General features: G+C 65.1%; 25 protein-coding genes. 14 read left to right on the top strand and 11 right to left on the bottom strand.

Annotated elements, in window-relative coordinates; translation table 11 throughout:
• Positions 1–58: 58 nt before the first annotated feature.
• From phnG to AC3A4H_RS05510, 3 genes are read left to right on the top strand one after another with little or no spacing between them, the layout of a single operon-like run.
• The gene (gene phnG, locus AC3A4H_RS05520; protein ID WP_487765768.1) at positions 59–529 is read left to right on the top strand and encodes a phosphonate C-P lyase system protein PhnG; all 471 of its coding nucleotides are present in this window, start codon (positions 59–61) and stop codon (positions 527–529) included.
• Positions 529–1,134, top strand: coding sequence for a phosphonate C-P lyase system protein PhnH (gene phnH, locus AC3A4H_RS05515; protein WP_487765767.1), 606 nt, complete (start codon positions 529–531; stop codon positions 1,132–1,134). Before phnG ends, phnH begins: the two co-directional genes overlap by 1 nt.
• Before the next feature lie 3 nt (positions 1,135–1,137).
• On the top strand, positions 1,138–2,241 hold the full coding sequence (locus AC3A4H_RS05510; protein ID WP_487765766.1) for a carbon-phosphorus lyase complex subunit: 1,104 nt from the start codon (positions 1,138–1,140) through the stop codon (positions 2,239–2,241).
• Positions 2,242–2,264: 23 nt separating this feature from the next.
• On the opposite strand, the gene AC3A4H_RS05505 is transcribed toward AC3A4H_RS05510, so the two are convergent.
• A complete protein-coding gene (locus AC3A4H_RS05505; RefSeq protein ID WP_487765765.1) occupies positions 2,265–2,696 on the bottom strand; it encodes a type II toxin-antitoxin system HicB family antitoxin in 432 nt (143 codons plus the stop codon).
• Positions 2,697–2,744: 48 nt separating this feature from the next.
• Positions 2,745–2,939 carry a type II toxin-antitoxin system HicA family toxin gene (locus AC3A4H_RS05500; protein ID WP_487765764.1) on the bottom strand — a complete coding sequence of 65 codons (195 nt, stop codon included), beginning with the start codon at positions 2,937–2,939 and terminating at the stop codon, positions 2,745–2,747.
• A 104-nt stretch (positions 2,940–3,043) separates the two neighbouring features.
• Between AC3A4H_RS05500 and AC3A4H_RS05495 the strand changes: the two genes are divergently transcribed.
• Genes AC3A4H_RS05495 through AC3A4H_RS05480 form a run of 4 tightly spaced genes read left to right on the top strand, consistent with a single transcriptional unit; the run spans position 3,044 to position 6,019 of the window.
• Positions 3,044–3,922 (top strand): alpha-D-ribose 1-methylphosphonate 5-phosphate C-P-lyase PhnJ, encoded by an 879-nt coding sequence (locus tag AC3A4H_RS05495; RefSeq protein ID WP_487765763.1) that lies wholly within the window; start codon positions 3,044–3,046, stop codon positions 3,920–3,922.
• Complete coding sequence (gene phnK, locus AC3A4H_RS05490; protein WP_348779811.1) at positions 3,919–4,695, top strand: phosphonate C-P lyase system protein PhnK; 777 nt, start codon at positions 3,919–3,921, stop codon at positions 4,693–4,695. The genes AC3A4H_RS05495 and phnK overlap by 4 nt, the downstream gene beginning before the upstream one ends.
• A 2-nt stretch (positions 4,696–4,697) precedes the next feature.
• Entirely contained in the window at positions 4,698–5,405 is a 708-nt protein-coding gene (phnL, locus tag AC3A4H_RS05485; RefSeq protein WP_487765762.1) for a phosphonate C-P lyase system protein PhnL, read from the top strand.
• The gene (locus AC3A4H_RS05480) at positions 5,402–6,019 is read left to right on the top strand and encodes a DapH/DapD/GlmU-related protein (RefSeq protein ID WP_487765761.1); all 618 of its coding nucleotides are present in this window, start codon (positions 5,402–5,404) and stop codon (positions 6,017–6,019) included. Before phnL ends, AC3A4H_RS05480 begins: the two co-directional genes overlap by 4 nt.
• 29 nt (positions 6,020–6,048) lie before the next feature.
• On the opposite strand, the gene fdhF is transcribed toward AC3A4H_RS05480, so the two are convergent.
• The 4 genes from fdhF to AC3A4H_RS05460 all read right to left on the bottom strand — a co-directional run bounded on the left by fdhF (position 6,049) and on the right by AC3A4H_RS05460 (position 12,157).
• The gene (fdhF, locus tag AC3A4H_RS05475; RefSeq protein WP_487765760.1) at positions 6,049–8,835 is read right to left on the bottom strand and encodes a formate dehydrogenase subunit alpha; all 2,787 of its coding nucleotides are present in this window, start codon (positions 8,833–8,835) and stop codon (positions 6,049–6,051) included.
• Positions 8,835–10,517, bottom strand: a complete 1,683-nt coding sequence (locus AC3A4H_RS05470; RefSeq protein WP_487765901.1) for an NAD(P)H-dependent oxidoreductase subunit E — start codon at positions 10,515–10,517, stop codon at positions 8,835–8,837. Before AC3A4H_RS05470 ends, fdhF begins: the two co-directional genes overlap by 1 nt.
• Positions 10,518–10,613: 96 nt before the next feature.
• Positions 10,614–10,856, bottom strand: coding sequence for a sulfurtransferase TusA family protein (locus AC3A4H_RS05465; protein WP_487765759.1), 243 nt, complete (start codon positions 10,854–10,856; stop codon positions 10,614–10,616).
• Between the two features lie 44 nt (positions 10,857–10,900).
• Positions 10,901–12,157 carry a molybdopterin molybdotransferase MoeA gene (locus tag AC3A4H_RS05460; RefSeq protein ID WP_487765758.1) on the bottom strand — a complete coding sequence of 419 codons (1,257 nt, stop codon included), beginning with the start codon at positions 12,155–12,157 and terminating at the stop codon, positions 10,901–10,903.
• Between the two features lie 136 nt (positions 12,158–12,293).
• On the opposite strand from AC3A4H_RS05460, the gene AC3A4H_RS05455 reads away from it, so the two are divergent.
• Positions 12,294–13,187, top strand: coding sequence for a formate dehydrogenase accessory sulfurtransferase FdhD (locus AC3A4H_RS05455; protein WP_487765757.1), 894 nt, complete (start codon positions 12,294–12,296; stop codon positions 13,185–13,187).
• Positions 13,180–13,806, top strand: a complete 627-nt coding sequence (gene mobA, locus AC3A4H_RS05450) for a molybdenum cofactor guanylyltransferase MobA (RefSeq protein WP_487765756.1) — start codon at positions 13,180–13,182, stop codon at positions 13,804–13,806. The genes AC3A4H_RS05455 and mobA overlap by 8 nt, the downstream gene beginning before the upstream one ends.
• Before the next feature lie 6 nt (positions 13,807–13,812).
• On the opposite strand, the gene AC3A4H_RS05445 is transcribed toward mobA, so the two are convergent.
• From AC3A4H_RS05445 to phnC, 5 genes are all read right to left on the bottom strand, one after another.
• On the bottom strand, positions 13,813–14,997 hold the full coding sequence (locus AC3A4H_RS05445; RefSeq protein WP_487765755.1) for a M24 family metallopeptidase: 1,185 nt from the start codon (positions 14,995–14,997) through the stop codon (positions 13,813–13,815).
• A gap of 77 nt (positions 14,998–15,074) precedes the next feature.
• Positions 15,075–16,412, bottom strand: coding sequence for a phosphonate ABC transporter, permease protein PhnE (phnE, locus tag AC3A4H_RS05440; RefSeq protein WP_487765754.1), 1,338 nt, complete (start codon positions 16,410–16,412; stop codon positions 15,075–15,077).
• Positions 16,413–16,414: 2 nt separating this feature from the next.
• Complete coding sequence (gene phnE, locus AC3A4H_RS05435) at positions 16,415–17,374, bottom strand: phosphonate ABC transporter, permease protein PhnE (protein ID WP_487765753.1); 960 nt, start codon at positions 17,372–17,374, stop codon at positions 16,415–16,417.
• 321 nt (positions 17,375–17,695) lie between these two features.
• Complete coding sequence (gene phnD, locus AC3A4H_RS05430; RefSeq protein ID WP_487765752.1) at positions 17,696–18,610, bottom strand: phosphonate ABC transporter substrate-binding protein; 915 nt, start codon at positions 18,608–18,610, stop codon at positions 17,696–17,698.
• Positions 18,611–18,687: 77 nt separating this feature from the next.
• Positions 18,688–19,530, bottom strand: coding sequence for a phosphonate ABC transporter ATP-binding protein (gene phnC, locus AC3A4H_RS05425; RefSeq protein WP_487765751.1), 843 nt, complete (start codon positions 19,528–19,530; stop codon positions 18,688–18,690).
• 398 nt (positions 19,531–19,928) lie between these two features.
• On the opposite strand from phnC, the gene AC3A4H_RS05420 reads away from it, so the two are divergent.
• From AC3A4H_RS05420 to AC3A4H_RS05400, 5 genes are all read left to right on the top strand, one after another.
• Positions 19,929–21,239: an ABC transporter substrate-binding protein gene (locus AC3A4H_RS05420; RefSeq protein WP_487765750.1), complete on the top strand. Its 1,311-nt coding sequence runs from the start codon at positions 19,929–19,931 to the stop codon at positions 21,237–21,239.
• A 72-nt stretch (positions 21,240–21,311) separates the two neighbouring features.
• Positions 21,312–22,217, top strand: a complete 906-nt coding sequence (locus tag AC3A4H_RS05415) for a carbohydrate ABC transporter permease (protein ID WP_348779826.1) — start codon at positions 21,312–21,314, stop codon at positions 22,215–22,217.
• A 176-nt stretch (positions 22,218–22,393) separates the two neighbouring features.
• Positions 22,394–23,353, top strand: a complete 960-nt coding sequence (locus tag AC3A4H_RS05410) for a carbohydrate ABC transporter permease (protein ID WP_348779827.1) — start codon at positions 22,394–22,396, stop codon at positions 23,351–23,353.
• On the top strand, positions 23,350–23,556 hold the full coding sequence (locus AC3A4H_RS05405) for a hypothetical protein (protein ID WP_487765749.1): 207 nt from the start codon (positions 23,350–23,352) through the stop codon (positions 23,554–23,556). Before AC3A4H_RS05410 ends, AC3A4H_RS05405 begins: the two co-directional genes overlap by 4 nt.
• Entirely contained in the window at positions 23,553–24,662 is a 1,110-nt protein-coding gene (locus tag AC3A4H_RS05400) for an ABC transporter ATP-binding protein (RefSeq protein WP_487765748.1), read from the top strand. Before AC3A4H_RS05405 ends, AC3A4H_RS05400 begins: the two co-directional genes overlap by 4 nt.
• The last annotated feature ends 165 nt before the right edge of the window (positions 24,663–24,827 follow it).

The following is a 24,827-nucleotide window of genomic DNA, read 5'->3' as shown; positions in this document are numbered from 1 at the left end:
ATATAATTTGTTCAGTTGTATAGAGCAATAGACAAATATGGAAGGCGATGGAGCGGCCATGAAGACCGACAGGCGGCACGAACATGAAGAGGCGCAGGCCCGCAAGGCGGCAATGGCCGCGCTGGCCAATGCGCCGGGCGAAACGCTGAAGGCGCTGTGGGACGAGGCCGGCCTGCCGCGCGACGCGCAGCGGCTGCGCGGGCCCGAAACCGGGCTGGTCACGGTGCGTGGGCGCATTGGCGGCGGCGGTGCGCCGTTCAACTTCGGCGAGGCGACCGTCACCCGCGCCACCGTGCGCGTGGAAGGCGGCGCTGTGGGCCACGCCTATGCGCTCGGCCGCGACAAGCAGAAGGCGCTGCTTTCGGCCATAGCCGATGCGCTGTGGCAGGACGCGTCGCGCCGCGACGACATCGAAACAAAAATCATCGCGCCACTGCAGGCAGCGCAGGCCGAAGCCGATGAGCGTCGCCGCGCCGAGACGGCGGCGACCAAGGTCGACTTCTTCACCATGGTACGCGGAGAGGACTGATGCAAACCGAGGCAATAGACGGCGGCTTCGCCAATCCGGTCTTTGACGCGCAGGTGGTGTTCCGCGCGGTCATGGACGCCATGGCCCGCCCCGGCACCATCCAGCCCTGCGGCGAACTCACTGCTCCGCCCGCGCCGCTCGCGCCGGTGGCGGCTGCCGTCGCCCTCGCGCTCTGCGATGCCGATACGCCGCTCTGGCTCGATCCGGCCCTGCAGGCGTCCTCCGCTGCCAGGCACTGGCTCGGCTTCCACACCGGCGCGCCGCTCGCTCACACCCCGGCGGATGCGCATTTCGCGCTCGTGTCGGACCCGGCCGAACTGATCGCGCTCGAGAATTTTGCGCAGGGCACGCAGGAATATCCCGATCGTTCCACCACGCTGATCCTGCAGGTGCCCAGCCTTTCGGGTGGCGAGACGCTGCATCTCGAAGGCCCCGGCATCGAAACGTCGTTCGCCTTCGCGTCTGTTTCCCTGCCGCGCCACTTTGTCGAGCAGTGGAAGCAGAACCGCGCCCGCTTCCCGCGAGGCGTCGACGTCATCCTGGCGGCACCCGAAGGGGTGGCCTGCCTGCCGCGCACCACGCGCATCAAGACCATGGAGGCCTGACCCATGTATGTGGCCGTAAAGGGCGGCGATGCCGCCATTTCCAATGCGCACAAGCTGCTTGCCGACCGCCGCCGCGGCGACCGTTCGGTGCCGGCGCTGCGCCTCGACCAGATCGTGGAACAGCTCGCGCTCGGCGTCGATCGCGTCATGGCCGAAGGCTCGCTTTATGACCGCGAGCTGGCAGCCCTCGCCATTGCCCAGTCGCGTGGCGACCTGATCGAAGCCGTCTTTCTGGTGCGCGCCTATCGCACCACGCTGCCGCGCTTCGGCTACACCAACGCCATCGACACCGGCGCCATGCTGGTCGAGCGTCGCGTTTCTGCAACCTACAAGGACCTGCCGGGCGGCCAGCTGCTCGGCCCCACCTTCGACTACACGCACCGCCTGCTCGACCCCGAGATCGCCGCCGGCGCGCCGGTCGAAGAACCCGAGCAGCGCGAGGCCGAGGGCGGGCGCATGCCGCGCGTCTCGGAAATCCTGGCGCATGAGGGCCTGATCGAAGGCGATGGCGACATGCCGCTGGATCATGTGACCGGCGACCTGACACGCGAGCCGCTGGACTTCCCCATCGAGCGTGACCTGCGCCTTCAGGCGCTGGCGCGCGGTGACGAGGGCTTTCTGCTCGCGCTCGGCTATTCCACCCAGCGCGGCTATGGCCGCAACCACCCCTTCGTCGGCGAGATCCGCATCGGCGAGGTGGAACTCGAGCTGGAAGTGCCGGAACTGCCCTTTGCCGTGCCGCTCGGCCGCATCCGTGTCACCGAGTGCCAGATGGTCACCCAGTTCAAGGGCTCGGCCAAGGTGCCGCCGCAGTTCACGCGCGGCTATGGGCTCGTCTTCGGTCAGTCCGAGCGCAAGGCCATGTCCATGTCGCTTTGCGACCGCGCCCTGCGAGCCCGCGAATTCGGCGAGGATGTCGTCGCGCCTGCGCAGGACGAGGAATTCGTCATCTCGCATTCCGACAACGTCCAGGCCACCGGCTTCGTCGAGCACCTGAAGCTGCCGCACTATGTCGACTTCCAGGCCGAGCTCGACCTCATCCGCCGCATGCGCGCCGAGCACGATGCGCGCGAGGATGTGGAAGAACAGCGCGAGGCGGCGGAATGAGCCCTTCTGCTATCTCCACCCGTTCACGCGGCGTCCCGCACCGAAATGACGATCTCCTTGCCGAGCGCAGCAAGCGCCGCCTCCAGCGCCTGAACCTTGGTCGGATGATCGGGATCGAGGATGCGGCGAGCCTCGCCCTCTGCCTTGCCCAGCCTGCGGGCAAGATCCGACTTCGAAATGCCACTTGCGTTGAAGGCTTCGACCACGGCCAGCTTCAACGCCGTAGTTGCGTCGACAGGCACTTCCACCAGCCCCTTGCGCTTTGTGGCCAGCGTCGGAAGCGGACGACCGAGAACCAGATAGCCCCGCAGCGCCAGTCCGAGCGCCTCGGAGGCGTTGGCGCGGGCCCCGATCAGTGTCTCGCCGGCGGTGATCGCTTCCGGAACGTCCGGAAACGTAACCAGAAAGCCGCCTTCCGGATCGGGTTCGATCCTAGCCGAGTAGATGTATTCCATTTTGTACAACTCCAGTCGGCTACCGCTGCACTCGAGGCGCGTTGCTCATCACAGAACACCCAGCTGCTTCTTGATGGTCCTCACCATCAGCTCGGACAAATCCCCGGATGGAACGGTCGTCAGCCTGTCGCCAAGTCTTATCCGGTAGTGCGAGCCCTTGCCCCGATCGGTGAACACTTCGAAGGTCTGGTTCTGCTTTCTGGCCAGCGCCCGAAGCTCGCGGATCAGAGCTTCGCGTTTCATGTCTCTCTTCCCCTCGAGACTAAGCCTCGCACATTTTTGTGCGAAGCGCAATCCGGACTGGCCCCGCAGTCCGTATCACCCAGCGCATCTTCGGAGCCAGCGCAATGAACATAGCCGACTACAACTTCGCCTATCTGGATGAGCAGACCAAGCGGATGATCCGCCGCGCCATCCTCAAGGGCATCGCCATTCCGGGCTACCAGGTGCCGTTTGCCAGCCGCGAGATGCCCATGCCCTATGGCTGGGGCACCGGCGGCGTGCAGGTCACCGCCTCCATCATTGGGCCGGACGATGTGCTGAAGGTCATCGACCAGGGCGCTGACGATACCACCAACGCCGTCTCCATCCGCGCCTTCTTCAGGAAGGTCGCCGACGTCGCCGTCACCACGGAGACGGCGACGGCTACCATCATCCAGACCCGCCACCGCATTCCGGAATATCCGCTGCAAGCGGGCCAGACGCTGGTCTACCAGGTGCCGATCCCCGAGCCGCTGCGCTTCCTCGAGCCGCGCGAGACCGAGACCCGCAAGATGCATGCGCTGGAGGAATACGGCCTCATGCATGTGAAGCTCTACGAGGACATCGCCAAGCATGGCCGTATCGCCACCACCTATGCCTATCCGGTCAAGGTCGAGGGCCGCTATGTGATGGATCCGTCGCCGACGCCGAAGTTCGACAATCCCAAGATGCACATGTCGCCGGCGCTGCAGCTGTTCGGCGCGGGCCGCGAAAAGCGCATCTACGCCATCCCGCCGTTTACGGAAGTGGTCAGCCTGGACTTCGAGGATCATCCCTTCGAGATCCAGACCTTCGACCAGCCCTGCGCGCTGTGCGGGGCCGAGCAGGTTTACCTCGATGAGGTCATCCTCGACGACAAGGGCGGGCACATGTTCGTCTGCTCAGACACCGACCACTGCGAAACGCGCCAGGCGGAAGGCCATCGCGGCCATCTCGCCCCCGAAGCCATGGAGCCTGCCGAATGACCGACGAACCGCTTCTGCGCGTCAACGCGCTGTCCAAATATTACGGCGCGCGGCTGGGCTGCGAGGATGTCTCCTTCGACCTGTGGCCGGGCGAAGTTCTGGCCGTGGTCGGGGAATCCGGATCGGGCAAGACCACGCTGCTCAACAGCCTGTCGACCCGGCTGCTGCCCACTTCCGGCACCGTCAGCTATCGCATGCGCGATGGCAGCTGGCGCGACCTCTACCGCATGAGCGAGGCCGAGCGCCGCTTCCTCATGCGCACCGACTGGGGTTTTGTCCACCAGAACCCGGCCGACGGCCTGCGCATGACCGTGTCGGCCGGCGCCAATGTCGGCGAGCGGCTGATGGCGGTGGGCGACCGCCATTATGGCCGAATCCGTTCGACCGCGATCGACTGGCTCTCGCGCGTCGAGATCGGCGAGGACCGCATCGACGACGAGCCGCGCTCCTTCTCGGGCGGCATGCGCCAGCGCCTGCAGATCGCGCGCAACCTCGTCACCGGCCCGCGTCTCGTCTTCATGGATGAGCCCACCGGCGGCCTCGATGTCTCGGTGCAGGCGCGCCTGCTCGACCTGCTGCGCGGGCTGGTCACCGACCTCGGCCTTGCGGCTATCGTCGTCACGCACGACCTCGCCGTCGCGCGCCTGCTCTCGCAGCGCATGATGGTGATGAAGGACGGCCATGTCGTCGAAGCCGGTCTCACCGACCGCGTGCTCGACGATCCGCGCGCGCCCTACACCCAGCTTCTCGTCTCCTCCATTCTGCAGGTGTAACCATGCCCACACCTCTCGTCGTTTCCGACGTCGCCAAGAGTTTTACCATGCACTTGCGCGACGGCATCAAGCTGCCGGTGGTGGCCAGTGTGTCCTTTGCGCTCGAGGCCGGCGAATGCGCCGTGCTGGGCGGGCCCTCGGGCGCGGGCAAGAGCTCGATCCTGAAAATGCTCTACGGCAACTATGCCGTGGACGAAGGCCAGATCATCGTCGATCACGGCGGCCAGCTGGTCGATCTCGCTTCGGCCAGCCCGCGCACCGTGCTTGCCATCCGCCGCGACACCATCGGCTATGTCAGCCAGTTCCTGCGCACCGTGCCGCGCGTCTCCGCGCTTGACGTGGTTGCCGAGCCGCTGGTGGCACTGGGCGAGGGCAGGGAGCCGGCGCGCGACAAGGCGCGCGAGTTGCTGTCGCGTCTCAACCTGCCGGAAAGACTGTGGCTGCTTCCGCCGGCAACCTTCTCGGGCGGCGAGCAGCAGCGCGTCAACATCGCGCGCGGCTTCATCACCAGCCATCCGGTGCTTCTGCTCGACGAGCCGACCGCCTCGCTCGACGCCGTGAACCGCGAGGTCGTCGTTGGCATGATCGCGCAGAAGAAGCGGGAGGGCGTGGCGCTGCTCGGCATCTTCCACGACCAGGACGTGCGCGATGCCGTGGCCGACCGGATCATCGACGTGACGAAGTTCGCACCGGAAAGAATCGCGGCATGACGACAAAACTATCGGAACAGCCGCTGGTTCATCCGACGGCGGAAGTCAGCCAGTCGACGCTTGGCCGCTACACCGAGATCGCCGACCGCAGCCGCGTGCACGAGAGCACGCTCGGCGATTATTCCTACGTCATGCAGGATTGCGGCGTCTGGTGCGCCGAGATCGGCAAGTTCTCCAACATCGCGGCCGCCGTGCGCATCAACGCCACCAACCACCCGACCTGGCGGCCGACGTTGCATCACTTCACCTACCGCGCCGCGGATTACTGGGAAGACGCCGCTCACGAGGAAGAGTTCTTCGATTGGCGGCGCTCTAACGCCGTGCGTATCGGCCACGACACCTGGCTCGGCCATGGCGTGACGGTTCTGCCCGGCGTCACGATCGGCGATGGCGCCGTCGTCGGTTCGGGTGCTGTGGTGACCAAGGACGTCCCGCCCTACACGATCGTCGCCGGCGTGTCGGCCAAGCCGATCCGTGAACGCTTCGACCGCCGCACCGCCGAACGCTATCAGGCGCTTGCCTGGTGGGATTGGGACCATGCCCGCCTGCGCGCAGCACTCGACGATTTCCGCGAGCTTTCGGCCGAGGCATTTCTGGAAAAGCACGGCGGGTAGAGCCCCGCCGCGCAACATCGCGCGGGCGGCTACTCGGCCGCCTCCGCATGCCGCACCTTGCCGATGCGCGCGGCGCAATATTTGAACTCCGGTATCTTGCCGTAAGGGTCCAGCATCGGATTGGTCAGCTTGTTGGCCGGGCTTTCGTTGAAGCAGAACGGCATGAAGATGGTGCCGTCGGCCACCTCGCGGTCGGCCCGCAATATCGCCTCGATGATGCCGCGCCGCGTCTCCACCGTGATCATGTCGCCAGGGGTTAGATTGTTGCGGGCGATCTCGTAGGGGTTCATGGCGGCGATGCCATAGGGCTCGATGGCATCCAGCACGCCGGCCCGGCGCGTCATGGCGCCGGTGTGCCAGTGTTCCAGCAGGCGTCCGGTGGTCAGCACCAGCGGATAGTTTTCGTCCGGCACCTCGTCGGGAGGCAGAAGGTCGGCCGGCACGATGCGGCCGCGCCCGTCCGCTGTCGGGAAACCGGACGTAAACACCACCTCGTTGCCGGGCTTGTCGTCGGCGTCGGCGGGATAGATGACCGAATCCTCGCGATCGATGCGTTCCCATGAAATGTGGTTCAGCGAGGGCATGACGCTCGCCATCTCGGTGTAGACCTCCGACACGTCGCCATAGTGCCAGTCGAGCCCGATGCGGTTGGCGAGGTCGACGATGATCTCCAGGTCCTGCCGCGCCTCACCCGGCATGTCGAGCGCGGGCCGGCCAATCTGTATCTGGCGGTTGGTGTTGGTGTAGGTGCCCCACTTTTCGGCATGGGCCGAGGCCGGAAGGATGACATCGGCATGCCAGGCGGTCTCGGTGAAGAAGATGTCCTGCACCACCAGGTGCTCCAGCATCGCCAGCGCCTTGCGGGCGTGGGTCTGGTCGGGGTCCGACATGGCCGGGTTCTCGCCCATGATGTACATGCCCCGGATCTCGCCGGCATGGATGGCATCGATGATCTCGACCACCGTCAGGCCGGTCTTGGGGTCCAGCGTCTGGCCCCAGAAATTCTCGTACTGGCTGCGGATGTCGACATTGTCGACCGATTTGTAGTCGGGATAGTACATCGGGATCAGCCCGGCATCGGAAGCGCCCTGCACATTGTTCTGGCCGCGCAGCGGGTGCAGCCCGGTGCCTGGCCGGCCGACCTGGCCGGTGATCAGCGCCAGCGCGATCAGGCAGCGCGAATTGTCGGTGCCGTGGACATGCTGCGAAATGCCCATGCCCCAGAAGATGATCGAGTGCTCGGACTTGGCATAGATGCGTGCCACATCGCGGATCACCGCCGCCTCCACGCCGCAGACCGGCGCCATCGCCTCGGGCGAAAAGTCCCTGACCTTGGACTTCAGCGCCTCGAAGCCGGAGACATTGGCCTGGATATACTGCTCGTCGTAGAGCTTTTCCTCGATGATGGTGTGGATGAGAGCGTTCAGCAGGGCCACGTCGCTGCCGGCGGTGAACCGCAGCGCATAGGTGGCATGGCGCATCAGGTCCTGGCCGCGCGGGTCGATGACGATCAGCTTCTTGCCCTGCTTGGCCGCCTGCTTGAAGAAAGTCGCCGCCACCGGATGGTTGACCGTCGGGCGCGCGCCGATGACGAGGATGCAATCGGCCTTCATCGCATCGTTGAAGGGCGCCGAGACCGCGCCGGAGCCAACGCCTTCCATCAGCGCCGCCACCGACGAAGCGTGGCAGAGCCGCGTGCAGTGGTCGACATTGTTGGTGCCGAAACCCTGCCGCACCAGCTTCTGGAACAGATAGGCCTCCTCGTTGGAGCCCTTGGCGGAGCCGAACCCGGCCAGCCCCTTGCCGCCACGCTCGTTGCGGATCGCCACCAGTCCGGCCGCTGCACGCTCCATCGCCTCTTCCCACGTCGCCTCGCGGAATATGGTCAGCGGGTCGACATCGCGCAGGTCGGCATTGGCGTCCTTCGGCGCATCGTCGCGGCGGATCAGCGGCTTGGTCAGCCGCTCGGGCGACATGGCGTAGTCGAAGCCGAAGCGGCCCTTCACGCATAGCCGGTTCTGGTTGGCAAAACCGTTGCGCCCATCGACCTGGACGATGCGGTTGTCCTTCACCCCTACACGGGTCTGGCAGCCCACGCCGCAATAGGGGCATAGCGTGTCCACCACCCGGTCGAAGGATTGCACGGCGCGGGTGCGGAACTCCTCGTCCATGAGCGTTTTTTCATAAAGCGCACCGGTGGGGCAGGCCTGCACGCATTCGCCGCAGGTGACGCAGGTCGAATGTCCCATCGGGTCGTGCATGTCGAAGACGGGGAGGGCGTGGTCGCTGCGGTTTGCCATCCCGATCACGTCATTGACCTGCACCTCGCGGCAGGCGCGCACGCAGGCATTGCAGGAGATGCAGGCGTCGAGATTGACCGCAATGGCCGGGTTGGTGATGTCGAACTCGGCAGGCTCGGTCTGAAACTTGGAGGGATAGCGGCTGCTGCCCGAAATACCCATGGAAGCGGCCCATAGCCAGAAGACCGACTGGTTGTCCGGCCCCTCTTCCGCCGGGGGCATGTTGCTCGCCAGAAGCTCGAACACCATTTCGCGCGATTTCTTGGCGCGCTCGGTGTCGGTGCGCACCACCATGCCCTCGGTCACCTTCCGGATGCAGGAGGCGGCGAGCAGGCGCTCCCCCTCGACATCGACCATGCAGGCGCGGCAATTGCCGTCGGGACGGTAGCCGGGCATGTCGACATGGCACAGATGCGGGATAAGCGTGCCTTCGCGCTTGGCCACGTTCCAGATCGTCTCGCCTTCGGCGGCGACGACCGGCTTGCCGTCGAGCGTGAATTTGATCGTGCCAGCCATCACAGTTCGTCCCGGAAGTATTTCAACAGGTGGTTGACCGGGTTGGGCGCGGCCTGGCCCAGCCCGCAGATCGAGGAGTCGCGCATGACGCCTTCCAGATCGCGTATCGCTACCTCGTCCAGCGGTGCCGGCCTGTTTAGGAGCGCGAGCAGCTTGGCCGTGCCTTCACGGCACGGGGTGCACTGGCCGCAGCTTTCATGCTTGAAGAATTTCAGCAAGTTGAGCGTGATGTCCTTGACGTTGTCGGCCTGCGAAAACACCACAATCGCATGCGAGCCCACCAGGGAATCGAGCCTGGTGAGATCGCCGCCGAAATCCAGCGGCACGTCGCCCAGCGACGCAGGCAGGATGCCGCCCGAGGCGCCGCCGGGCAGATAGGCCTTGAACTCGTGGCGGTCGGCCATGCCGCCGCAATAGTCCTCGATAAGCTGGCGCGCGGTGATGCCGGCCGGTGCCAGCTTCACCCCCGGCTGCTTTACCCGGCCCGAAACGGACCATGAGCGGATGCCGGGATGGCCGGGCAGCCCCTTGGCCGCGAACCATTCCGCGCCATTCTCGATCACGTCACGCACCCACCAGAGCGTCTCGACATTGTGGTTGAGGGTGGGCCGGCCGAACAGCCCGACCTCGGCGATGTAGGGCGGGCGGTTGCGCGGCAGTCCGCGCTTGCCCTCGATGCTTTCCAGCATCGCGCTTTCCTCGCCACATATATAGGCGCCGGCGCCGCGCCTCAGTTCGATGAAGCCCGAGGCAATGATGCCGGCCTGTGCGAGTGCTGCGAACTCGGTGCGCAGGATTTCCAGCACAGCCGGATATTCGTCGCGCATGTAGAAATAGACGCGCTCGGCCTCGACCGCGTGCGCGGCAATCAGCGCGCCCTCCAGCGCGCGGTGCGGGTCGCTTTCGAGATAGAAGCGGTCCTTGAAGGTGCCGGGTTCGCCCTCGTCGCCATTGACGGTCATCAGCCGCGGCCCCTTGAAGGAGCGCACTATGCTCCACTTCCTGCCGGCCGGAAACCCGGCGCCGCCAAGGCCGCGCAGGCCAGCGGCCTGCATGGTTTCGATCAGCGCGTCGGCGCCGATCTCGCCTGCGCGCACCCGTTCCAGCAGGCGGTAGCCGCCGGCGGCGCGATAGGCATCGAGCCCGATATAGGAGGGCACGACTGTCTTGGTCTCGCCGTCGCGGGCCATCTTGATCAGGCCGTCGCTGGTGGCGTGGTCGACCTCGCGGCTGCCGATGCGCACCGCGGGCGCCGTGGCGCAGCGGCCCATGCAAGGGGCGCGAACCACGCGTATTTCCTTCGGATCGACGCCGGCGGCGAGTTCCTTCAGCAGCGTCTCGCAACCGGCCACCATGCAGCTGACCGAATCGCAGACGCGGATGGTCAGCGGCGCGGGCGGTGTCTCGCCTTCCTTGACGATGTCGAAATGGTCGTAGAACGTGGCGACCTCGTAGACCTCGGTCTGCGACAGCCGCATCTCCTCGGCCAGAGCGCGCAGATGCGCGGCCGAAAGGCAGCCATAGTGGTCCTGGATCAGGTGCAGGAATTCGATCAGCAGGTCGCGCCTGCGGGGCCTGTCGATCAGCAGGTCGCGCACCTCGTGCAGCGCCTTGTCATCGAGGCCTCGGCCCTTTGGGCCACGGTCGCGACCGCCGCCTCGCCTGAATTTCTGGTCCTGGATGTTCACCTGCGCCACCTCCCGCATTTCGCGTCGATGTCGGAGCAATTCCAGCCTGCAACCACTATAGGGCAAGCCAATCAGGTGACGCTAGGTAAATCAACCCCCACCATTGGCGGCCTCGCTTGCCTTCTCGATCACGAAAGCGATGCGCCCGGCCTGCCGTTCCGTCGCAACAAGACGGTCTCCGGTCTCGGCGAGCAGGTTGGGAATGTCTATGGAAGCGAGCGGGTCGGTGCAGACGACCTCGATGCGTTCGCCCGGGGCAAGCCCGCGAAGCGCCTTGCGCGTCTTCAGAGCCGGCAAGGGACATTTCAATCCGCTCAGATCAAGCTTCGTCATGTCAGGCCAACGATGACCCACGGGCATCGGATGGTCAATCGGGCCTACAGCAGGCTCGAATAGGGCAGGAAGTGGACGACGTCGCCCGGCTTGACGCTTGTGATCTCCTCGCCGAGCTCGACCAGCCCGTCGGTATCTACGAGCGAGGACAGCAGTCCCGCCCCCTCGCGTGGGAATTTCTCCGCCTCATATGTTCCGTCTGCGCCCCTGCGCAGGCTTGCCCGCACATATTCCCGCCGGCCGTCCTTCTTGCGATAGGAGAAGGCGGCGCGCAGCGGCATCGCCAGCAGGGTTTCAGGCTTTGCCCCGGCAAGCGCCCGGATGGCCGGTCGCGCGACGTGGGCGAAGGTGACAAAACTCGCCACCGGATTGCCGGGCAGGCCGATGAAGGCCGCGCCGCGGATGACGCCCATGGCGACCGGCCGCCCGGGCTTGATCGCAACCCGCCAGAACACCAGCGAGCCGACGCTTTCCACGCTGGCCTTCACATGGTCGGCCTCGCCGGTGGAGACGCCGCCGGAGGTGAGGATCAGGTCGTGCGCGGCCGCGGCCGCGGCCAGCACGCGGGCGATCAGGTCGCCTTCATCGCGCAATATGCCGAGGTCGGTGACGGCGCAGCCGAGCCGGGCCAGCATCGCCCGCAGCATGAAGCGGTTGGCATCGAAAAGCTGCGCGGGCCCACGCGCGCTGCCCGGCGCGACGATTTCATCGCCCGTGGAAAACACCGCCACCCGTACGCGCCGGCGCACGGAAACCTCGGTAAGTCCCAGCGCGGCGACCAGCGCCACGTCCTGCGGCCGCAGAATTTGCCCGGCGCGCAGCACCGTGCTGCCGACAGAAATATCCTCGCCCGCAGGGCGCACATTGGCGCCGCGCCTGAGGCCCGCCGGCAGGATCACGCCGCCGGCCTCGTCCAGCCGCACATCCTCCTGCATGAACACGGTGTCGGCGCCCTCGGGCATGGGCGCGCCGGTGAAGATGCGCACGGCATGGCCAGGCTCGATCGGCTCGCCCGGCGCCATGCCGGCCTGCACGCGGGCGGAAACGGGAAAAACGGCTTCCCCCTCCGCCGGAAGGTCGGCGCCATGCAGTGCATAGCCGTCCACCGCCGAATTGGTGAAAGGCGGCAGCGGCAAGGGTGCGACGAGATCTTCTGCCAGCACGCGCCCATCGGCTTCGGCGAGCGCCACCGTCTCCAACTCGGCGACCGGCGTCAGCCGCGAGGCGATCAGCGCCACCGCCTCGTCTACCGGCATCAGCGGCCCACCAAAGGCGAAGCAGTCATCGGAAAGTTGCGCCATGGTCTGTTCCCTCCGGTCTTCGCCGGGCGGGAAGGCCGGCCTGAGCTTATCCCGGAAGGGCCCTCGCCCTTTCAAGATTGGCCTGGATTTGAACAGGCTATAGAGTGGGGGTCAAGCGAGCAGGGACGAGAGCGTCATGCAGCAGACAAAACCCAAGGCCGACCCGGCCGTGATCCTGCCCCACCCGGAAGACCCGCGCCTGACCGAGCGCGTCATCGGCGTCGACCACACCCGCGCGATCGTCGAGGTGATGGTGCCGGTGGAACGCGCGCTGACGCTTTATCTCAACGCGCAGGAGATCGTCACCATGATGACGATCAACGACTATCCCGAGTATCTGGCGCTCGGCTACCTGCTAAACCAGAACATGCTGAAGCCCGACGACGTGGTGACCGGCGTCGACTACGACGACGAGTTGCAGGTGGCCGTGGTGCGCACCGAGCACCACACCAATTACGAGCAAAAGCTGAAGAAACGAACCCTGACCTCGGGCTGCGCGCAGGGCACCGCCTTCGGCGACCTGATGGAGGCGCTGGAGGAGATCGACCTGCCGGACGCGGAGCTGCGTACCTCCTGGCTCTACGAGATGACCAAGACCATCAACACCACGCCCTCGCTCTATCTCGCGGCGGGCGCCATCCATGGCTGCGTGCTGTGCCGGGAGAGCCGGCCGCTCTGCTACATGGAGGATGTCGGCCGCCACAACGCCGTCGACAAGCTGGCCGGCTGGATGTACCTCCACGATGTCGACCCGGCCGACAAGATCCTCTACACCACCGGCCGGCTGACCTCGGAAATGACGATCAAGACCGTTCGCATGGGCATACCCATCCTCGTCTCGCGCTCCGGCTTCACCGCCTGGGGCGTCTCGCTCGCCCGCCAGGCGGGGCTGACGCTGGTGGGCCGTGCGCGCGGAAAGCGCTTCATCGCCGTGTCGGGCGAAGAGCGGATCGTGTTCGACCAGGACCTCGCTTCCGTCGAGGAGGAAGCATCCCGGCATCATCGCAAGGGCGCGGAGCACGATGACTGAAACGACCACCGAAACGATCGGCGTGATCCTCGCCGGCGGGCTGGCGCGGCGCATGGGCGGGGGCGACAAGCCGATCCGCGCCATCGGCGGGCGCACCATCCTCGACCACGTGATCGAGCGTTTTGAGCCGCAATGCGCCGGCCTGATCCTCAACGCCAATGGCGATCCTGCTCGCTTTGCCGCCTTTGGCCTGCCGGTGGTGGCCGACAGCGTGGCGGATTTTCCCGGCCCGCTCGCCGGCATACTCGCCGCGCTCGACTGGACCGCGCAAATGCGGCCCGGCGTGCAATGGGTGGCGAGCGTTGCCGGCGACTGCCCGTTCCTGCCGCGCGATCTGGTGGCGCGGCTGCATGACGTGCGTGCCGCTGAAGGCGCCAAGCTGGCGGTGGCGGCCTCGGCCGGCCAGTCGCATCCGGTGATCGGCCTGTGGAGCGTGGCGCTGCGCGAGGAACTGCGCCACGCGCTTGTGGTGAAAGACATCCGCAAGATCGACCGCTGGACCGCGCGCTACCCGCTCGCCACCGTGTCCTGGCCGGCCGAGCCGGTCGACCCGTTCTTCAATGCCAATACGGTGGAAGATCTCGCCGAGGCCGAGAAGCTGGCGGCGCTGGCGGGCTGAGCCGCCTCAGCCGCCCACATTCCAGCCGCGGCCGCGTTTGCCGAACATCTCGTGCCCGTCCGCGGTGATGGCCACCGTGTCCTCCAGCTTGATGAAGCCGCGCGTGGGGTGGAGCATCGTCGTCTCCACCGAAAGCACCATGCCGGGCTCAAGCGGCCTGTCGGCATCGACACCCTCATAGGCTACCGGGTGGTTGGTCATGAGGAACGGCACCTCATGGGTGATCAGCCCCATGCCATGCGCGAAGAAATCCGTATAGGCGGCAACCGGCGATGCCTTCAGCACGCTCTCAGCGTGGGCGATCATATCGCCGCCCTTCGTGCCGGGCTGGCAGTGCGAGAAGGCCGCCTGCTGCACGGCGTCGATCTCGGCCAGCAGGTGTTGCAGCTCCTGGTCCGGCTCGCCCATCACGCCCATGCGGCAGAGGTCGCCGATATAGCCGTGGAAATTGCCGCCGGAATCGAGAGACAGCACCTCGCCCTTGTTCCACGCCTGCGGCGAGACGGCCCGATTGTGGCTGGCGCCGATGGTGATCAGGCAATATTCGAACTGCAGCCCGCGATTGGTCTCCTCGCGGCGCAGCGCCTCCACGATCTCGCGCTTGCTCGCGCCCCCGCGCTGGCCGGAAAACACGGCCAGCATCGCGTCGGTGATCAGCTCCGAAGCCTGCCGCAGCAGGTCGAGTTCCTGCGGCGTCTTGATCGCGCGCAGTCGCTCCAGCGTGCCGGTGGCGTCCACCAGCCTTTCGTTGCCCAGCGCCTGCGCCAGCACGCCATGCGCGTCCGAGGGCAGGAAGGCCGGCTCGATGCCGATGCGCGCGCCCTGCCTGCCGATCTTCTGCAGATGTGCGGCAGCCAGCGTGGCGGCATCCACCGAGCCCCAGCTCGCGGTCTCCACCGTCGGCGTCCAGAACGGGTTGTTGTGATGCTCGCCGCCTTCCATGCGGTTGCCGATATAGGCGGCATGTTCGGGCTGGCCCTTTTCATAGATCAGCACCGGCAGGTAGCGGCTGTGGCCTATCGCATCCATGGCCGAGAAGAAGATGAATTTGTAGCCGCCGAGCAGGTACTGCACATTGTGCTTGGATGTCGCGACCAGCACGTCGATGCCGGCTTCGTCCATCAGCCGGTCGAGCTTTGCGTGGTCGAATGGCGGGTTGCCTTCCCGGGTCGTCCCCGCTGCAATATTCATCGCTTCCCTCCCTGAATGCCGTCACTCTATCTGGTCGGACCAGATTAGGCGAATTCAGGCGAGAGGCAAAGGCAGACTTAGCGTCCCGCGCCGCCTTCCATCAGCCGGCGCCGCAGCGCGTTGGAGATGTTGTCGAAGATGAACACCACGATCAGGATCAGCAGCACCATGTAGGCGACGTTGGCCCAGTTCGAGTTGGTGCGCATGGCTTCCCAGAGCTTCAGGCCGATGCCGCCCGCACCCACCGCGCCGATGATGGTGGCCGAGCGCGTGTTGGATTCCCAGAAGTAGAGCGCCTGGCTGACGAACACCGGCAGCACTTGCGGCATCACGCCATAGCGCTGCACCACCACCGGCGAGGCACCCACCGAGCGCACACCCTCGCGCTGCTTGTCGTCGATGTTTTCCAGCGTCTCGGAATAGACCTTTCCGAGCGTGCCGGTGTCGGTGAAGAAAATGGCCGAGATGCCGGCCAGCGGTCCCGGGCCGAAGGCGCGGGTGAAGAACAGCGCCCAGATCAGCATGTCCACCGAGCGCAGGAAGTCGAAGAAGCGTTTTGTAGCCTGGTTGGCGAAAAAACTCGGCGTGATGTTGCGCGCAGCGATGAAGGCCAGTGGCAGCGCGATGAAGGAGGCGAACAGCGTGCCGACAAAGGCCATCACGATAGTCTGCAGGAGCTTCGTCCAGACGTCGCCGTGCTGCCATTGCGAGTTGTTCCAGATGTTGTCGAAGGCAAGTGCGGCGTTCGACATCTCCGGCTTGATGCGCTCGCCCGACGCGACCAATCCCGCCACTTCCGTCAGATCCTTGCCCCAGAAGGGCGAGCGCGGATCGAACAGGAAGTTCGGCCAGCCCAGGAAGCGGCGGCTCAACGACACGCGCTCGGGCATGACACGCACTTCGCCGGCAAAGCCGAAATCGGCCTTCACCTCGTCTTCGCGCAGCGTCGCCCAGCCTGGCAGTTGCCCCTGCGGCTTGGCGCCTGTGGGTTCGACAACCACCGTCAGCTTCTCGCCGCGATGCTCGATCTCGACCAGCTTGGCATCGGCCACGATGCGGCCAGCCGAACCGAAGTCCACGGTCACCTTCCGGCCGTCCTGCGCCACCCAGTCCGGATCGGGATTGTCGCCAAGCGGCGAGAAGCGCGGCCATGTGACCTTCGCGTCGTCGCCCGAGAAGCGGATCGTCGGCCGCAGGTCATAGGAATACCATTGCCGCGCATAGAGCTCGGCGCGTTCCCATTGGCCACCGCCGATCACCGCGCCGATGGAGAAGAACCACCAGCAATAGACGACATAGACAAGGGTCCCCAGCACGATCAGCAGGGGCAGCGAGCGCTTGAGCAGTGGCCGATGGAACACGTCCGGGTGGCGGCCTTCGATTGCGCTCAGTTCGGCGGCGGAAAGATGCGTCATGGTCAGCGTCCGAAGTCGAAGGATTGCGCGCCCACCAGCTTGCGGCGCAGCCAGGCCGAAAGCTGGTCGACCGAAACGATGGTGACGAACAGCAGAAGGATGATGGCGAGCGTCTTGGCTTCGTGGCCGCGGCCGATGGAAAGCCGCAGCTCCTCGCCGATGCCGCCGCCGCCCACCGCGCCGATGATGGTGGAGGCGCGCACATTGATCTCGAAGCGCAGCAGCGCATAGGACATGAAGTTGGGCATCACCTGCGGCACGATGGCGAAGCCCACGCGCTCGAACCAGTTGGCGCCCACCGCGCGCAGGCCTTCCTCGGCCTTCATGTCGGCGTTCTCGACCACTTCGTAGAACAGTTTTCCCAGCGCGCCGATGGTGTGGATGCCCACCGCCAGGATGGCCGGTATGGCGCCGAGCGACAGCACGGCGGCGAAGAAGCCGGCAATGACGATCTCGGGGAAGGCGCGCACGATTTCCATATAGCGCCGCACCACGAAGCGCAGTGCGCGGCTGGCAACGAGGTTCTTGGCGGCGAGGAAGCAGAGCAGGAAGCCGAAGACGAAGCCGATCAGCGTGGAGAGTGCTGCGATGTTCAGCGTCGCCAGCATCTTGTAGAAATATTCAGGGACGTAGAAGCCTGAGCCGAACAGATAGACGCGGCCTTCGGGGTAGTCGTATTTCAGGCTGCCGTCGAAATAGGGGGAGGGCAGGTCGAACAGCGCGCGCCACACCTCGAGGCCGTCGCGGGGCAGCATGTCGCCGACGAAGTCGAAGAAGTGCGGCAGCCGGTCGAAGAACTTGCCGGCATTGGATTCATTGGCGAACCAGAGCGAGGCGCCGAGCGCCACCGCCAATGCGCCGACGATGAGGGCTGAGTAGAGACGGCGCCGCGCCGCCAGTTCATGCCAGTGCCGCTCGATGGCCATGCCTTCGGCGGACAGGGTGTGGGCAGTCTGGCTCATGCCGTCTCCAACTCAGACTGGGTTTTGGAAAGGATGGATGCTTGGGCAGGGCGATCGCATATGGAATTTCGACCCCCACTCCGGTTTGCTTAGCAAACCACCTCTCCCCCGATCGACGGGGGAGAGGAAGCGCCGTCCGCAAGGCTGGCACCCTTCCTCTCGCCTTTTGAGGGGGAGAGGTGCCGAGCGAAGCGAGGCGGAGTGGGGGTAGGTCGCGCCATGTGCAATTGCCCTACCGCCGCAACCGATTGGCCCTGCAATGAAATGCGGATGAGGGGGCAAGGCCGAAGCCTCACCCCCGCAGCGCCCTTGGGAGGACAATCAGCCGCCGATCTGCGCCTTACGGGCGTCGATGATCGGCTGGTAGAATTCCGGCGTGACTTCGGTGTAGCTGGTGAAGTCGCCGCCCTGGATGGCGGAGAAGCAGGCCGGGTCGGTCTTCGGCAGGTCGACCATGAACTGCTTGAACTTGGTCTTGAGGTCGGCGTCCAGAGCGGTGCGGACGACGATCGGGCCGTTCGGGATCAGCGGCGACTTCCAGAGCTCGACGAAGTCCTTCATGTCGATCATGCCCTTGGACACCATCTTGTGCAGGTTGCCCGAGGTGTAGCCCTCGTCGAAATCGCCCACGCCCGAGCCGAAGGTGGTGCCGGCGTCGAACTTGCCGTCCTTGACGGCGAGCACGAGGTTTTCATGGCCGCCGCCGAAGCCGGTCTCGCCGAAGAATTCTTTCACAGCGACGTTGCCGAGGTCCTTGGGCAGCGAGGTGACCGGGATCAGGTAGCCCGAGGTCGAGTCCGGATCGGCGAAGCCGAGCTTCTTGCCCTTCATGTCGACCAGGGTCTTGATGCCGGAATCCTTGCGGGCGACCATGATCGAGTAGTAGCCCTGCGAACCGTCGGTCTGCACCGTGGTCAGGATCGGCTCGACCGCGTCGGCGTTGGCCAGGTAGATCTTGGCATAGCCCGAGGCGCCGAGCTCGGCATAGTCGAGCGTGCCGCCCAGCAGGCCCTGGATGACGCCGTCATAGTCGGTGGCCGGGAACAGCTTCACTTCCTTGACGCCGATGGCGGCCGGCAGCTTGTCGGCGAGGCACTGGTAGTTGCGAAGGCTGTCGGCCTCGTTCTCGCCGCCGAGGATGCCGACGCGGAAGGTTTCCAGGGTTTCGGCGCGGGCGGCGGTGCCGCAGGAAAGGGCGAGGGCGAGCGCGCCCAGAAGGGCTTTCTTGAGCGACATGGAGTTCTCTCCTGTTAAGTCGGATTGCATTTTCGACTGCTAGCAGCCCTTCACGCGGGCGAGACGATCACGGTCGTTCAGTGCCCGGCAAAGGCGGGCACCAGGCTTCCGGCGGATTCTATTTTGCGCAGCCGCTCGGGGCGGATGCTGGTGGAGGTGATGGTTTCGGAGATTTCCTCGCCATTGGCGTCGGCGCCATAGACCAGGCGCACGGCCTCGCGCGTCAGCTCTTCCGGCGGGCCGTCGAACACCACCTTGCCGCCGGCCATGCCGATGATGCGGTTGCAATAGGCGCGCGCGGTGTCGAGCGTGTGCAGGTTGGTGATGACGGTGATGCCTTCGCGCAGATTGATGTCGCGCAGCGAGTCCATCACCACCTTGGCGTTCATCGGGTCGAGCGAGGCGATCGGCTCGTCGGCCAGGATCAGCTTCGGCTGCTGCATGAGTGCGCGCGCAATCGCCACGCGCTGTTGCTGGCCGCCCGAAAGCGTGCCGGCGCGCTGCAGCGCGGTCTGGGCGATGTCCAGCCGCTCGAGGGCTGCAAGCGCCAGCGCGCGCTCCTCGCGGGAGAAGATGCCCATCAGGTTGAGCGCGGTGGAGCGGTGGTTCAGACGCCCGAGCAGCACGTTGGTCAGCACGTCGAGGCGCGGCACCAGATTGAACTGCTGGAACACCATGGCGCAATCGCGCTGCCAGCGGCGAAGCGTGGCGGCCTTGTGGGCTGACACTTGCCTGCCATCAAAAAAAATCGCCCCATCGGAGGGGTCGATGAGGCGATTAATCATGCGCAGAAGGGTCGACTTGCCGGCGCCGGAGCGACCGATGATGCCGACCATCTGGCCCTGTTCGATTTCGAGCGCGACGCTGTCCACGGCGGTCTTCTTGCCGAAGCGACGCGAGACGTTGCGGATTTCCAGCATGGTGCTTTCCCCGTTTGGCTGTTCCAGCCTCTGGGGGAGTCCGCTAACGGAGCATCATGAAACGGCCGTGTCAGTTGCGTGTCAGTTTTGTTACGCTGCACAGTCGACGGCGAATTTTCTGGTGGCCAACCCACAACTGGTCCTGCCAGATGGAATGACATGGCGGTTCGGTCTGCTACGATACTGCTTTGCCAAAGAAAGCACTTGACGGCTTGGCGCCAATTGGTAATACCAGATTTTGGAGGAGGAGCGGATTGGGCGTCAAAGCCTAAATCGATTTAGAACCGGCGGGATGGCGGTTCCCAAGCAGTGCATTGAGACTACCCGGAGCAGCCAGCGACCATCGGTCCGGCGCGGCTTCGACAAGAAGGTAGAGTGCGCACAAGGGAGGAACTCAAATGCGCAAGACACTGACCGGCATGCTTGCCGGCATAGGCCTGTCGCTTGCCTGCAGCACATCGGCGTTCGCGCAGGAACTCACCATCTTCTGGGCCGAATGGGACCCGGCCAACTATCTCCAGGAACTCGTCAACCTGTACGAAGCCGAGACCGGCGTGAAGGTTACTGTCGAGACAACGCCCTGGGCCGATTTCCAGACCAAGGCCTTCACCGAATTCAACGCCAAGGGCGACGCCTATGACCTGATCGTCGGCGACAGCCAGTGGCTCGGCGCCGGCTCCACCGGTGGGCACTATGTCGACCTCACCGACTTCTTCAACAAGCACAAGCTCGGCGAGGTCATGGCCCCGGCCACGGTGAAATATTACGCCGAATATCCCGGCAACAGCGGCAAGTACTGGGCGATCCCGCTCGAGGGCGACGCCGTCGGCTGGTCCTATCGCAAGGACTGGTTCGAAGACCCCAAGGAAATGGAGGCCTTCAAGGCCAAGTACGGTTACGACCTTGCCGCGCCGAAGGACTGGAAGGCGCTGCGTGACATAGCCGAGTTCTTCCACCGCCCGGACGAGAAGCGCTACGGCATCGCCATCTACACCGACAATTCCTATGACGCGATGGCGATGGGCTTCGAGAACGCGCTGTTCTCCTATGGCGGCGAGCTGGGCGACATGGCCACCTACAAGGTCGACGGCTACATCAATTCCGACAAGGCGGTGGCAGCCCTCGATGCCTACAAGGAGCTCTACAAGTACACGCCCCCGGGCTGGGCCAAGACCTTCTTCGTGGAAAACAACCAGGCCATCACCGAAGGCCTGGCGGCGATGAGCATGAACTACTTCGCCTTCTTCCCGTCCTTGCTCAACGAGGCCACCAACCCGCACGCCAAGAACACCGGCTTCTTCGCCAATCCGCCCGGCCCCGACGGCGACCAGTTCGCCGCGCTCGGTGGGCAGGGCATCTCGATCGTGTCCTATTCGAAGAACCAGGACGAGGCGATGAAATTCCTCGAATGGTTCATCAAGGACGAGACCCAGAAGAAGTGGGCCGAACTCGGCGGCTACACGTGCAGCGCGGCCGTGCTCCAGTCCGACGAGTTCCAGAATGCGACGCCGTACAACAAGGCCTTCTACGAGACCATGTTCAAGGTGAAGGACTTCTGGGCCGTGCCGGAATACGCCGAGCTGCTGCAGCAGCTCAACCAGCGCCTCTATCCGCACATCGTCGGCGGCGAGGGCACGTCCAAGGAAGTGCTCGACGCGCTGGCCGGCGACTGGAAGGCCACCTTCGCCAAATACGGCCGCGGCCAATAGCGGCAACAGAAGTGTCGGAGGGGGCGCAGCCCGCCCCCTCCATCATTTCCGGCATTGCAGGGGAACGACGCCTTGGCGACCGCAGTCATGACAACGCTGGATCCGGGTTCCCGGGCCGCCGCGCGCGGCATGAGCGATCTCTCGATCCGCAACCTCTTCATCATCCCGACGATCCTGTTCCTGATCGTCTTCAACATCTTTCCGCTGCTCTATTCGCTCTATTATTCCTTCACGGACTTTCGCGCCTCGACCAACGCCGAGGCGAATTTCGTCGGCCTGCAGAACTATCGCGAGCTGCTCAATGACCCCTTCATCTGGTCGAACTTTTCCATCACCGCCAAATACGTCATCGTCTCGGTGACCGGGCAGGTGCTGGTCGGCTTCGGGGTGGCACTTCTGCTCAACCGGCAAATCCCCTTCAAGGGGCTTTTGACCACGCTGCTGCTCTTGCCGATGATGCTGTCCATGGCCGTCGTCGGCCTGTTCTGGAAGCTGCTCTACGACCCGTCCTTCGGCATCATCAACCATGCGCTGGGCCTGGGCACCTTCGAGTGGCTCGCCAATCCGGACATGGCGCTCTATGCGGTCGCCATCACCGACATCTGGATGTGGGCGCCCTTCGTCATGCTGCTTTCGCTGGCGGGCTTGTCCGCGGTGCCCAAGCATCTTTACGAGGCGGCGGCGATCGACCGGGCGGGCAGCTTCTACACATTCTTCCGCATCACGCTCCCGCTGGTGGCGCCGATCCTGATGATCGCGATCATCTTCCGCACCATGGAGGCGTTCAAGACCTTCGATCTGGCCTACATCCTCACCAGCCAGCCCACCACCGAGGTCATTTCGATCCGGCTCTACAAGATGGCGTTCCAGGAATGGCAGACCGGCCGCTCCTGCGCGCTGGCCTACATCGTGCTGATCATGGTCATCGCCATCACCAACATCTACGTGAAGTATTTGAACAAGGTGAAGGAGCGCTGAGATGAGGGTTCCTTCGGTCAGTTCTTTGATCGGGCAGTCCTTGCCTTTACCCCCACCCCTTACCCCTCCCCACAAGGGGCAGGGGGATTCTGAGACGCTGACGACCCCCTCCCCCTTGTGGGGAGGGGTAAGGGGTGGGGGTCTGAAGTGCAACGCAACGCCGGGAGGGCGCTGACATGGCCGCAGTTCGCACGCGCGGCGAAGTCGCGCTCAACCGTCTCGCCATCGCGGCCGTTCTGGTCATTACGCTGGTCTTCCTGGCGCCGATCTACTGGATCACCTCCACCGCCTTCAAGCCGCGCAATCTCGCCACCACCGTGCCGCCGACCATCGTGTTCGAGCCGGAGATTTCGCCCTTTGTGAAACTTTTCACAAAGCGCTCGCAGCTTCGCACCGCGCCCACGCCCGAGGAATATGCCGCTGCCCCCTGGTGGGAGCGGCTGATCTTCGACGGCGGCGAAAAGGTCGTGCGCTCGGGCAAGGGCGAGATCCAGCCCTCCGGCTATCCCAGCCGCTTCCTCAACAGCCTCATCATCGCCATTACCTCCACGGCGCTCGCCGTCAGCATGGGCACGCTCACCGCCTATGGCTTCTCCCGGTTCAAGGTGAAGGGCGAGGCCGATCTTCTGTTCTTCATCCTGTCCACGCGCATGCTGCCGCCGGTGGTGGTGGCGATCCCCATGTTCCTGATGTACCGGGCGGTCGGCCTCAACGACACGCATTGGGGCCTGATCATCCTCTACACCGCCTTCAACCTGTCTTTCTCGGTTTGGCTGATGAAGGGGTTCATCGATGAGATCCCGAAGGAATATGAGGAAGCGGCGCTCGTCGACGGCTACACGCGCATGCAGGCCTTCTTCAGGATCGTGCTGCCCGAGGCCGCCACCGGCATCGCCGCCACCGCCGTGTTCTGCTTCATCACCGCGTGGAACGAATATGCCTTCGCGCTGATCATGACCAACCGGCGCGCGCAGACAGCGCCACCCTTCATCCCGTCGCAGGTCGGCTCGGGCCTGCCCGACTGGACCGTGATCGCCGCCGGCACCGTGCTGTTCCTGCTACCGGTCGCCATCTTCACCTTCCTCCTGCGCAACCACCTTCTGCGCGGCATGTCCTTCGGAGCGATCCGCAAATGAGCTGGCGCGCCTTGAACCGGAAATATTTCGAGCCCGGCTCGATCCTGCTCATGGTGCTGGGCATCGCGGCGCTGTGCCAGCCCTGGAGCCTCGCGCTGCATCGCTACGGCGTCACCACGATCCTGATCGGCCTCGTCGGCTTCATGGTCACCTCCAAGATCGCGCCCGAGGAGCAGCAGGCAGACGAGGGGGCGCGGCAGTGACACAGATCGAGCTTCGCGGCGTCGAGAAATTTTTCGGCGCCGTCCAGGTCATCAAGGACCTGAACCTCCATATCGACCACAACGAGTTCATCGTGCTGCTCGGCCAGTCCGGATGCGGCAAGACAACTACGCTGCGTGCCATCGCCGGGCTGGAAACCATCGACCAGGGCGATATCCTGATCGACGGCAAGCCGGTGCAGCACATGAAGGCGTCCGACCGCGACATCGCCTTCGTGTTCCAGTCCTTCGCGCTCTATCCGCATATGAGCGTGTTCGAGAACATCGCCTTCCCGCTCAAGGCCACGCGCAAGAGCAGCAGCGAGGTCGACAGCGAGGTGAGGAGCGTGGCCGAGACGCTACGCATCACCCATCTGCTCGGCCATCGGCCGTCGGCGCTGTCGGGCGGCGACATGCAGCGCGTGGCGATCGGCCGGGCGCTGGTCCGGCGCCCCAAGGCGCTGTTGATGGACGAGCCCATCGGCGCGCTCGACGCCAAGCTGCGCGAGGAGATGCGCGCCGAGATCAAGCGCCTGCACATGAAGCAGGGCTCCACCACCATCTATGTCACGCATGACCAGGTCGAGGCGATGAGCCTCGCCGACCGCATTGTCATCATGCATGAAGGCGTGCTGCAGCAGATCGGCAGTCCGGCCGAGGTCTATGCCTATCCGGCCAATCTCTTCGTGGCGCAGTTCGTCGGCAGCCCCGTCATGAACGTCACGCCCGCCTCGGTCTCGTCCGAAGGCGGCCAGGCCCGCGTCACCGTCGACGGCGCGCAGCAGGGCTTTTTCTTCCCCGCTGAACTGCTCGGCCGGCTCGACGGCCTGAAAGCCGCCAATGGCCACCTGGCGCTGGGCATCCGGCCCGAGGGCGTCATCGTCCGGCACGAGGCGCATGACGGTTTTCTGCCGGTCGATGCGCAGCTCATCGAGCCGCTCGGCGCCTACGATATCGTCGACCTCAAGGTCGGCTCGCAGACACTGCGCGCCCGCACCCGGAGCGGTTATGTCGCCAATGCCGGGGCGCGGGTCTTCGCCCGCCTCGACCCGGCGCAGGCGCATTTCTTCGACACGAAAAGCGGCAATTCGCTGGGGGTGAGGCTGTGATGGCGAGAAATTCGACCCCCACTCCGTCTCGGCTTCGCCTCGACACCTCTCCCCCGTTCGACGGGGGAGAGGAAGGGCGCGGTGCACGCGGCCGGCCTTTCCTCTCCCCCGGGCAGGGGGAGAGGTGGTTTGCGCAGCAAACCGGAGTGGGGGTGCTTGCCTCTT

This window comes from Pseudaminobacter sp. Soil_N_29 (assembly GCF_057656055.1).
This window is presented reverse-complemented; position numbering and strand designations above follow the sequence as displayed.

Excerpts from the sequence above, each read along its gene's own strand:
- phnD (WP_487765752.1), bottom strand. The coding sequence starts at position 18,610 with ATGTCGCTCAAGAAAGCCCTTCTGGGCGCGCTCGCCCTCGCCCTTTCC.
- phnE (WP_487765754.1), bottom strand. The coding sequence starts at position 16,412 with ATGACGCATCTTTCCGCCGCCGAACTGAGCGCAATCGAAGGCCGCCAC.
- AC3A4H_RS05500 (WP_487765764.1), bottom strand. The coding sequence starts at position 2,939 with ATGAAACGCGAAGCTCTGATCCGCGAGCTTCGGGCGCTGGCCAGAAAG.
- phnC (WP_487765751.1), bottom strand. The coding sequence starts at position 19,530 with ATGCTGGAAATCCGCAACGTCTCGCGTCGCTTCGGCAAGAAGACCGCC.
- AC3A4H_RS05420 (WP_487765750.1), top strand. The coding sequence starts at position 19,929 with ATGCGCAAGACACTGACCGGCATGCTTGCCGGCATAGGCCTGTCGCTT.
- AC3A4H_RS05465 (WP_487765759.1), bottom strand. The coding sequence starts at position 10,856 with ATGACGAAGCTTGATCTGAGCGGATTGAAATGTCCCTTGCCGGCTCTG.
- AC3A4H_RS05455 (WP_487765757.1), top strand. The coding sequence starts at position 12,294 with ATGCAGCAGACAAAACCCAAGGCCGACCCGGCCGTGATCCTGCCCCAC.
- AC3A4H_RS05510 (WP_487765766.1), top strand. The coding sequence starts at position 1,138 with ATGTATGTGGCCGTAAAGGGCGGCGATGCCGCCATTTCCAATGCGCAC.
- AC3A4H_RS05445 (WP_487765755.1), bottom strand. The coding sequence starts at position 14,997 with ATGAATATTGCAGCGGGGACGACCCGGGAAGGCAACCCGCCATTCGAC.
- phnG (WP_487765768.1), top strand. The coding sequence starts at position 59 with ATGAAGACCGACAGGCGGCACGAACATGAAGAGGCGCAGGCCCGCAAG.
- AC3A4H_RS05460 (WP_487765758.1), bottom strand. The coding sequence starts at position 12,157 with ATGGCGCAACTTTCCGATGACTGCTTCGCCTTTGGTGGGCCGCTGATG.
- phnE (WP_487765753.1), bottom strand. The coding sequence starts at position 17,374 with ATGAGCCAGACTGCCCACACCCTGTCCGCCGAAGGCATGGCCATCGAG.
- mobA (WP_487765756.1), top strand. The coding sequence starts at position 13,180 with ATGACTGAAACGACCACCGAAACGATCGGCGTGATCCTCGCCGGCGGG.
- AC3A4H_RS05480 (WP_487765761.1), top strand. The coding sequence starts at position 5,402 with ATGACGACAAAACTATCGGAACAGCCGCTGGTTCATCCGACGGCGGAA.
- phnH (WP_487765767.1), top strand. The coding sequence starts at position 529 with ATGCAAACCGAGGCAATAGACGGCGGCTTCGCCAATCCGGTCTTTGAC.
- AC3A4H_RS05405 (WP_487765749.1), top strand. The coding sequence starts at position 23,350 with ATGAGCTGGCGCGCCTTGAACCGGAAATATTTCGAGCCCGGCTCGATC.
- fdhF (WP_487765760.1), bottom strand. The coding sequence starts at position 8,835 with ATGGCTGGCACGATCAAATTCACGCTCGACGGCAAGCCGGTCGTCGCC.
- AC3A4H_RS05495 (WP_487765763.1), top strand. The coding sequence starts at position 3,044 with ATGAACATAGCCGACTACAACTTCGCCTATCTGGATGAGCAGACCAAG.
- AC3A4H_RS05410 (WP_348779827.1), top strand. The coding sequence starts at position 22,394 with ATGGCCGCAGTTCGCACGCGCGGCGAAGTCGCGCTCAACCGTCTCGCC.
- phnK (WP_348779811.1), top strand. The coding sequence starts at position 3,919 with ATGACCGACGAACCGCTTCTGCGCGTCAACGCGCTGTCCAAATATTAC.
- AC3A4H_RS05505 (WP_487765765.1), bottom strand. The coding sequence starts at position 2,696 with ATGGAATACATCTACTCGGCTAGGATCGAACCCGATCCGGAAGGCGGC.
- phnL (WP_487765762.1), top strand. The coding sequence starts at position 4,698 with ATGCCCACACCTCTCGTCGTTTCCGACGTCGCCAAGAGTTTTACCATG.